Origin of the sequence: Halopiger djelfimassiliensis (assembly GCF_000455365.1) — an archaeon.
Classification (GTDB): Archaea; Halobacteriota; Halobacteria; order Halobacteriales; family Natrialbaceae; genus Halopiger_B; species Halopiger_B djelfimassiliensis.
In genome coordinates this window covers 272,961-281,354 of record NZ_HG315687.1, presented here as the reverse complement: position 1 = coordinate 281,354, position 8,394 = coordinate 272,961, and the positions used below count along the sequence as shown (strand labels likewise).

The 8,394-nt window shown below is 64.1% G+C and carries 10 protein-coding genes; 5 read left to right on the top strand and 5 right to left on the bottom strand.

What is annotated here, in order from left to right; all coding sequences use genetic code 11:
* On the top strand, positions 1-324 hold a 324-nt coding region (locus TX80_RS19855), incomplete at its 5' end, for a hypothetical protein (RefSeq protein WP_230198762.1).
* Here TX80_RS19855 and TX80_RS16795 read toward each other — a convergent pair.
* The 4 genes from TX80_RS16795 to TX80_RS16780 all read right to left on the bottom strand — a co-directional run bounded on the left by TX80_RS16795 (position 309) and on the right by TX80_RS16780 (position 3,041).
* Positions 309-584 carry a hypothetical protein gene (locus TX80_RS16795; RefSeq protein WP_049924408.1) on the bottom strand — a complete coding sequence of 92 codons (276 nt, stop codon included), beginning with the start codon at positions 582-584 and terminating at the stop codon, positions 309-311. The two genes, TX80_RS19855 and TX80_RS16795, sit on opposite strands and share 16 nt — an antisense overlap.
* A gap of 154 nt (positions 585-738) precedes the next feature.
* Complete coding sequence (locus TX80_RS16790) at positions 739-1,656, bottom strand: hypothetical protein (RefSeq protein ID WP_049924407.1); 918 nt, start codon at positions 1,654-1,656, stop codon at positions 739-741.
* Entirely contained in the window at positions 1,653-2,105 is a 453-nt protein-coding gene (locus tag TX80_RS16785) for an ArsR/SmtB family transcription factor (RefSeq protein ID WP_049924406.1), read from the bottom strand. The genes TX80_RS16790 and TX80_RS16785 overlap by 4 nt, the downstream gene beginning before the upstream one ends.
* Before the next feature lie 105 nt (positions 2,106-2,210).
* On the bottom strand, positions 2,211-3,041 hold the full coding sequence (locus tag TX80_RS16780; RefSeq protein WP_049924405.1) for a DUF7847 domain-containing protein: 831 nt from the start codon (positions 3,039-3,041) through the stop codon (positions 2,211-2,213).
* A gap of 167 nt (positions 3,042-3,208) precedes the next feature.
* On the opposite strand from TX80_RS16780, the gene TX80_RS16775 reads away from it, so the two are divergent.
* Complete coding sequence (locus TX80_RS16775; protein ID WP_049924404.1) at positions 3,209-4,120, top strand: hypothetical protein; 912 nt, start codon at positions 3,209-3,211, stop codon at positions 4,118-4,120.
* A gap of 174 nt (positions 4,121-4,294) precedes the next feature.
* On the opposite strand, the gene serA is transcribed toward TX80_RS16775, so the two are convergent.
* Positions 4,295-5,881, bottom strand: a complete 1,587-nt coding sequence (gene serA / locus TX80_RS16770; protein WP_049924402.1) for a phosphoglycerate dehydrogenase — start codon at positions 5,879-5,881, stop codon at positions 4,295-4,297.
* Between the two features lie 910 nt (positions 5,882-6,791).
* On the opposite strand from serA, the gene TX80_RS16760 reads away from it, so the two are divergent.
* The 3 genes from TX80_RS16760 to TX80_RS16750 all read left to right on the top strand — a co-directional run bounded on the left by TX80_RS16760 (position 6,792) and on the right by TX80_RS16750 (position 8,373).
* Positions 6,792-7,328, top strand: coding sequence for a calcium-binding protein (locus tag TX80_RS16760; protein ID WP_049924399.1), 537 nt, complete (start codon positions 6,792-6,794; stop codon positions 7,326-7,328).
* On the top strand, positions 7,328-7,657 hold the full coding sequence (locus TX80_RS16755; RefSeq protein WP_049924398.1) for a hypothetical protein: 330 nt from the start codon (positions 7,328-7,330) through the stop codon (positions 7,655-7,657). The genes TX80_RS16760 and TX80_RS16755 overlap by 1 nt, the downstream gene beginning before the upstream one ends.
* Before the next feature lie 122 nt (positions 7,658-7,779).
* On the top strand, positions 7,780-8,373 hold the full coding sequence (locus tag TX80_RS16750) for a hypothetical protein (RefSeq protein WP_049924397.1): 594 nt from the start codon (positions 7,780-7,782) through the stop codon (positions 8,371-8,373).
* Positions 8,374-8,394: the final 21 nt, after the last annotated feature.

The following is an 8,394-nucleotide window of genomic DNA, read 5'->3' as shown; positions in this document are numbered from 1 at the left end:
AGCGGGATACCGCTGAACGTATGTCGCAGCAGGGAGAAAACCCACAACGGGATTGAAACCGATGTCCGAATCTTCGAGATATTCGCCTGCTCCGCCATCGCAGCGGGGAGAAAACCCACAACGGGATTGAAACTCGTCGTGTTCACAAGATCCTCCTCGAGCGTAACGTCGGTCGCAGCGGGGAGAAAACCCACAACGGGATTGAAACTACTTCAGATCCTCGATATCGGCCGCTGCCGCTGGGGTCGCAGCGGGGAGAAAACCCACAACGGGAGTGAAACGATTGCAGTAGGACCACCCTCGAGACGCTACCAACAACTATAGAGAGTGACCGCGAGGGTCACGAACGCGACGCCGGCGATACCGTATCGAACGGCCGAAAGGGAGTCGGTCAGGTAGACCAGCAGACCCGTCCCGCCGCCGACGAGCAGGATATCGATCCCGCCGCGGATGAGGGAGGTGCCGTCAGCCTCGAGCAGGTAGCAGACACCCATATCGAAGATGTGCCCGTACGCGAACAGGACGAGCCCCCAGCTAACGCCGAGAACCGTTGCAAGCAGCGGGTCGGAAACGAGGGCGGACATCGACGCTGTCGTCGGCTACGAATCGCGGGATTATTTTTCTGTCGGTTCTGTAAGGTGACGGATTACCCCCGATGGGATTCCGGGTGTCGCTCGAGCGCGCTCGAGGACGCCGCCGAAACGCAGCGCGGGCTCGAGGACGTCGCCGGGCGGCGATTCAGGAGTCGAGAACGCTCTGGATGTAAAGATGCGCGTAGACGCCGAACCAGACGACCAACAGCAGTTCGGCGAGACTGGTTGAAACCGCACCGACGAGCGATGCGAATGGGGCTGTCCCACCGTGTGGCATCGACCGGGAACCGACGAGGTACCTGACCCCGAAGTTCACGGAGACGACGGGCACCAGGAGTAAGACCTTCCGTCGGGCGGTCGTCGTCACTCGCCAGCTGATCCGGAAGGACTCGAGCGGGCCGTACCCGCCGACGACGCACGCATCGACCGCGAGCCAGCACTTGAACAGGATGAACAGTAACGAACCGAGGAACACCGCGGCTTCGACCGCGAGGACGAAAAGCGCCACCGGGGCCGTCGGGTCGGTTCCGGTGACGAACAACGCGCCGCCGGTGGCCAGAAACAGCACCGTCGAGGCGAAAAACACGGCGGAAACGATGCCGAAGACGGAAACCACCGCCAGCCCCACCAGTGCGGGGAGCCGAGCGAGCGTGTGACGGAGTCCGGCACGGGGCGATACTCGAGTGCCGGTCAACTCGCCGCCGACGATCGTCGCGACGTACGCGCGGAGACAGCACAGAAAGGCGAACGTCGCCGCCGTCTCGAGGCTCCCCACGACGGGCTCGGGGACGTACAGGGGGACGACGCTCTCGAGCAGTCGATTCGTACAGACGAGTAGCAGGGAAAGCAGCGAAATCGACGGGCGCGAACGAAACAGCCGACCGGTCCAAAGCAGGGCATCGAGGACCGTGCGACGGGTCGCCTCGACCGTGACGTTTCGGCAATCGAGACAGCAACAGCCCTCTTCGTCACGCCGGAGCTTGATCGAGGGTACTCGTTCGGACGCGGACCCGTCGGCGGCAGCGTCGACCCGCCGGGTCGCCGTGGTCGACCCGTCGCTCATCCGTCGTCGAACAGCCGCGACGCCAACTCCCCGATCGTGAGCAGGATCGCGGTCGGCCCGACGAACGAGGAGAACGATTTGAACGCGTGCTTGAGGCTCGCACGGTCGTTGCTGGTCCCCAGAAACACCAGCATGGGGTCTTCGGAAACGACGTAGACGTTCATCTCCCGCCCTTTCTCCGAGTAGCAGGTGTCGGTAACTTCGATCAACTCCGCCGCTTCCAGTTTCTCGAGGTGGTAGTGGACGTTCTGGACGGACATGTCGAGGCGGTCGGCGACGGTTGCCGGCGTCGCCGGCTCCTCGGTCAACAGCGTGAACACGTCGTATGCCGTCTCCGAGGCGAGGGCTTCGAACACGTCTCTGGCCGATTCGTCGTCGATACACAGCACCGATGGGTCGTCGGTCCGCTGGACCGACGCGTCCGTTCGTGTTGGCAGTAGTCTGGTCATAGGCTCGCGATCACGGGTCCACACGGGATCCGGGGTCGACCGTCTCGACCCCCGAATTTTCGTTCGAATGACGTATACGTTTCGTGATCCGAACCGGACGGTCGGTCACTCGAGGGCGTCGGACGCCGGTCCGTCGGCGGGGATCGATATCTCGGGCACGAGTCGAAGGTAAAACGCGGTGTACGTGGTGTAGAGGTACGTCCCGGTGACGGTCACGACGGCGATGCTCACCGGAACTGCGAACAGCGGGTCGACGTCGGGAACGGCCGAGAGGATCTCCTGTGGAACCAGCCCCGTCTGGGAGGTCCAGAACAGCGCCTCGGGCATCATGAGGGTGTTCGTGAAGAAGATCCACAGAAGCGAGAAGGGGAGGACGCTCCTGAGGTGCGATCGAACCACGTCAACGCTCCGCGAGAGGGACTCGGTCGCGTCGGTGTCCTCGACGACGATGGCGGTGTCGTAGAACTGAACGAACATGAGGAAAAACAGGAGCGACAGGACGTAGAGGCCGAAAGAGAGGACGACGATGCCGAAAGCTATGCTCTCGCCGAGCCTCTCGAGTCCGAAGACCCACACGACTCCACCGGCGGTGACGACGGGCGAGAGTCCGAATACGGCGGCGATCGCGATTCCGGCAAACAGCACCGTCGCAACTAGCATGCGCAGGTAATACTGCCGTCCGGCACGGAGAAACCGTCCGAACGACGTCTCGGATCCGCGAACTGCCTCGAGCGCCATCCCGATGAACCCTCCGATGACGAACGGGAACGCGAGGAAGTAGCCAAGCGACGTGATGCCGTCGACGACGGCCGAGTCCGTCAGATCGCCGACGGTCTGGAACTGACTGACCGTCGCGACGAAGAACCCGGCGACGAGAAGCACCGGGTTGGTTCGGAGGGCCGTCCAGCCGTCTTTGAAGGCGGCGAGTACTGTCATCGTAGGTGTACGTTCGGCGGTAGGGTATTAGGTACCGCGAAGGATCAAAACCGCGTTTGATCCTTCCATCGTTCGGCGAGTCGAGACGGACCGTTAGCCTTGTGGACGTTCTCACAGAGCGGACAGTCACGAGCAGTTATTGGTCAGTCCGTGGTGGCGACTACCGAATGGCTAACTCGAGGCTCACGCGTCGTGGCGTCGTCGCACTCGCGGCGGTCAGTCTGGCTGGCTGTGCGAGCAGCGGTGACGACACCGACGAGACGACCGAAACGGACGGCAACGACGACGGCGGCCCGGACGGACTCGACAGGGACGTTCCGGATCGGGATATCGAAGCGAACTGGGAGGAAGCCGCACGGTTTCGCCTGTGGTTGACCGACTACGATCCGTTCGGCGGAGGCAACCGTCGATTCGATTACAACGAGACGTTTCCCGAGGATACCGACTTCGAAGAGGTGGTGCCGGCGTTTTTCGGCGTCATAACCGAAACGGTCGACGGCCACCTGATCCAGTCGGGGACGCAGGTTTTTCTGGGAACGTTCGACGCCGCGTCGGTCGTTGCGGCCGTCGAGGACGACGACGAGTACGAACTGCTCGACGAGTACGAGGGCTACGACATCGTGGCCGGACCGGCCCCGAACGCGTCCCAGCAGCGGACCATCGCGGTCAGCGACGAGGCGATCGTCGTCGGTCCGGACTACGAACAGCGGATCGACGCCCGTAACGGCGATCACGATCGACTGGAGGACGTCGATCCCGAGTTCACGCACCTGTTCAGGGAACTGCCGCACGATACGACCGTCACCGGCCAGTACAACGCCCCGTCGGGCGGCGACGTCGACCGCGACGAGGTCTACATCTGGGGCGTCTCGAGCGAGACGCCCATGGCCGAGACGATGACGTGGGTGTTCGTTCTCGAGGACGAATCGCACGTAACCGACGAGGTGATCGGGGACCTCGAGAGCGTCTCGAGCGACGTTCAGCGGACCGAGACCGACGGCCGAACGGTGACGATCACCGGCGCGCCGCCGGAGATACCGGAGGTCGGATCGGACGAGTCCGGGGACGAGGAGTCCTGACGCCGCAACCGAGGCGAGCGTATCGGCGGCCAACCCCGGCGACGCTGTCCACGACGGTTTTCGGCGATCGACGATTTTTCGGCATCGCTGGCGGCGGTGCCGTGACTACGGCGCGTAGCTGTACGGCGTGAAAACGGAGACGACTCCCTCGCGATGACCGGTTCGCTCGAGCGGTCAGGCCTGTCCGTTCAGCGTGATGTAATCGATACCGATGATCCGCTCGTCGGCCTCGAGTTCGGCCTTTGCTTCGTCGGGGACTTCGCTGTCGACGTTGTAGACGGTCAGGGCCTCGCCGCCGTGGGCTTCGCGGGCGTTGAACATGCCGGCGATGTTGACGTCGTGGTTGCCCATGACCGACCCGATGAGGCCGATGACGCCGGGTTCGTCGGTGTTTCGCGTGACGACCATCTTCCCGTGGGGGATGGCGTCGACGCGGTAGCCGTCGACGCGAACGATCCGGGGATCGTCGCCCGCGAAGAGCGTTCCGTCGACCGTGATCTCGTCGTCGCCGTTGCCGACAGTAACCGAGATCAGGCTCTGGAAGTCCTCGGCCTGTCGGGTCTTGGACTCGGTGACGTCGACGCCGCGGTCCTCGGCGATCTGCGGGGCGTTGACCGCGTTGACCTGCCACTCGAGGGGTTCGAAGACGCCCTTGAGGGCGGAGGCGGTGACGAACTCGACGTCCTCGTCGGCGATGTCGCCTTCGTACGTGACTTCGACGGACTCGATGCGGCCGTCGAGCAGTTGGGCGGCGACCTTGCCGGCGGTTTCTGCGATCTCGATGTAGGGTTCGACGCGGGGGAACGCGCTCTCGTCGATCGAGGGCGCGTTCAGGGCGTTCGCGACGGGTTCGCCGGCGAGAGCGGCGTTGACCTGTTCGGCCGTCGAGGTAGCGACGTTCTCCTGTGCGGCTTCCGTCGAGGCCCCGAGGTGCGGCGTGACGATGACGTCGTCGTGCTCGAGCAGCGGCGAGTCCGCGGGGAGCGGTTCCTCGGCGAAGACGTCAAGCGCCGCGCCGGCGAGCGTTCCGTCCTCGACTTTCGCCGCGAGGGCGTCCTCGTCGACGACGCCGCCGCGGGCGCAGTTGATCAGATAGCCGTCGCCCAGGAGGTCGAGTTCGGCCTCGCCGATCAGCCCCTCCGTTTCCGGGGTCAGCGGCGTGTGAACGGTCACGAAGTCGGCCCGCTCGAGACACGGCTCGAACTCGACGAGTTCGGCACCGATGCGGTCGGCGCGCTCCTCGGAGATGTAGGGATCGTACGCGACGACGTCCATGCCGAGCGAGTCGAGTTTCTTGGCGACCTCCTGACCGACGCGACCGAGGCCGACGACGCCGAGGGTTTTCCCGTCGAGCTCGGCCCCGAGGTAGTCGCTCTTTGCCCACTCGCCGTCTTTGAGGCGGATGTGAGCCTGCGGGATCGAGCGTGCGGTCGCGAACGTCATCGCGACGGTGTGTTCTGCGGCCGCTCGGACGTTTCCTTCGGGTGCGTTGGCGACGATGACGCCCTCGTCCGTGGCGGCGTCGATGTCGATGTTGTCGACGCCGATCCCCGCACGGCCGACGATCACGAGGTCGTCGGCGGCTTCGAGAACGTCCGCCGTGACTTCGGTCCCCGAGCGGACGATCAGCCCGTTCGCGTCGGCGACCGCATCGAGGAGCGCCTCGTCCTCGAGATCGTAGCCCGTCTCGACGTCGTGGCCGGCGTCACTGAGTACGTCCAGACCCGCGTCGGCGATCGGGTCCGTGACCAGTACCTTCATGCGCGAGACAATCGTGCGGAGCAGGTAAACCCTTCCGTTGTCGCCACGGGTGGCAAAAACTACCGTCTCGGTAACCCGTGGACGAAGCGAAAAGCGGTGGGGTTCCGACAGACGCCGGATCTGGGTGGTCCCGGAGTCCCCTCGAGCACGCGAGGGGACAGTGGGAATCGAGAACAACGATCGTTTCAGCGTCGAACACCGGTTCGAAACGGTTCGATCGGAGAACTGATCGTCCACCCCGATCTCGAGTCGCGACTACCGGAGACGTCGACGTGAATCAATACAGCGTGAACGAGCGTTCGAACGGACGCCGCCTCGGAGCCTGTGGCGTTTCGACGACCGTCGACCGACGGACCGAAAGGCCGGACAGTTCCACGGACCGGTCCGTTCGCATCGGTGTCACGACAGGTGACGATTACCGGATCGGTCGCGGACGCACCGGACAGCGTGTCACACAGAGAACAACACGCGGGTCGATCCGGGCGAACGTTCCCGATCGGTCGATCATCGGTCGCTGTTGCGAGCGCCCGACACGACGGTCGTTTCACCGCCTAGCAGACTGTTGATCGGAGATTCCGGCACGCAGTCGCCCCGACTCGGGTGCCGTCCGCGCCGCGAACTCTCCCCTCGAACGGCCGACTCAATACCCAGTTTTCGCGGCTGAAACCGTCGGCGATCGCCACCGGTCTCCGACAGATTCACGACACGTATTCGAAAATGCAGCATTGCTATTGCCGGACAAAATGTAAAAATATTCTTTCATCCATCAAATATGATTCTCGTGGTTCCGGGAGGGGTGGGCGAAACCTGTCGGCCACATTAAATCGATTGATACGGAAAGGAACGGTCGACGGCGTTTATTCGGCGATTCGGCCAAGGTCCGTGCGTCCCGCGAGGGGCGTGAGAGGCAATGACCGAACAAGACACGACAGGCGACTCGAGGCGGTCGTTCATGGCGAAGGGTGCCCTCGCGACGGGCGCACTCACGCTCGGAACGGGCGCCTTCGGAACGGCCACAGTCCAGGCACAGCAGGTCCGAGTAGCGGTCTTCGCGAACAACTACTACCCCGGTGCGTCCTTCGAAGTCGTCGCACCGCTCGAGGCGGGGACGACGGTCGACATACTCCGGGTCGACGACGAGACCGTCCCGGAGATCTCCCAGCCCGACGAGTGGGGCGGACACATCATCCGGTACGACATCGGGCAGGACTCCGGTATCACGACGTTCATGTTCATCCGCGGCCGGCTGTTGAGCAGCGGCGTTGAGGGCCAGATCGGCGACGAAGCGACGGTGCTGAGTTCGGACCTGAACCTCCTCAGTACGACCGCAAGCGGCAACTCGGACACCGACAACGACACGGTCGAGGAGGAGACGGACAACGAGGACCTCATCGAGGAACCCGAGGAAGAAGACACGAACGACACCGAGAACGGAGGTGACGAATAATGACGCAAGAGATAGACGACGGCCGAATACTGGTCTTCTCGTACGATTACGAGGCGGGATCGCAGTTCGAGGTCATTTCCCACCTCGAAACGAGCACGACGGTGCGACTCCTCCAGACCGTCGACGGGGAAACCGTCCCGGAGATCTCACAGCCCGACGAGTACGTCGGCCACGTCGTTCGGTACGAGTCAGCAAACGGCGCGCTGGAACCGACGACCCTCCTGTTCATCCGGGAAGGGCGTATCAGTTCCGGCGAAACGGCCTCGATCGGCGAAGACGCGTCGATGTTCAGTTCGGACCTGAACCTCCTCGCCACGACGGTCGAGTAGGGCCTGTCGTTCGTTTTTCGTCACGTCTCGGCGGGGTCGGCGACGATCACCGTTGGACCGACACCCGTTTCGCCCGACCCGTGACGGTAAACGGCCGGCTCCGGACGGAGCCACAACCACCGATGCACCACCGATACGCGACAGTCGATCGACGCACCGACGACGGCTCGAACCGCTTGTTGCACGACTGCTCGGACGGACCGGACGGCCGACCGGTCGGCACCGGGACGGTCGTCGTCGGTTCGGCCGCCGCGGCCGCGGGAACCGCTAAGGAGGGGCGGACGGAAGCGACCGCCCGCGAGCACCACGACCCGCTCGTAGTGCTCCCGATGCGGGACTACCGGCCGGGGCTGACGGTTCGGGTCCTCGAGCGACTGCCGGCACCGATCGTCGTTCGGCTCCTCCGGCTGCCAAACGGCGACACGGTGTCGGTCCTAAAGCGGCCCGACGAGTATACCGGCTACGTCGCCCGCTCCGAGTTCGGACCGGAGCGCGTCCACGCGATGACGGTCGTGTTCACCCGCGAATCGCTCGAAACCGAGACACGATACGCCTTCGAGGACGACGCGACGGTGTTCAGTACGCGACTGAACCTGTTTCGAGTGACGGTCGGCCGAGTCGACGACGATGCGGAGCGCACGCGCGACGAGCCGGGGGATCAACGGCGGGACGAAGGGTTGCGGACCGCGTTGCGCGCTCGAGTGCTCGAGCGCTAGTCCGTTCGACCGCGGTCCGCC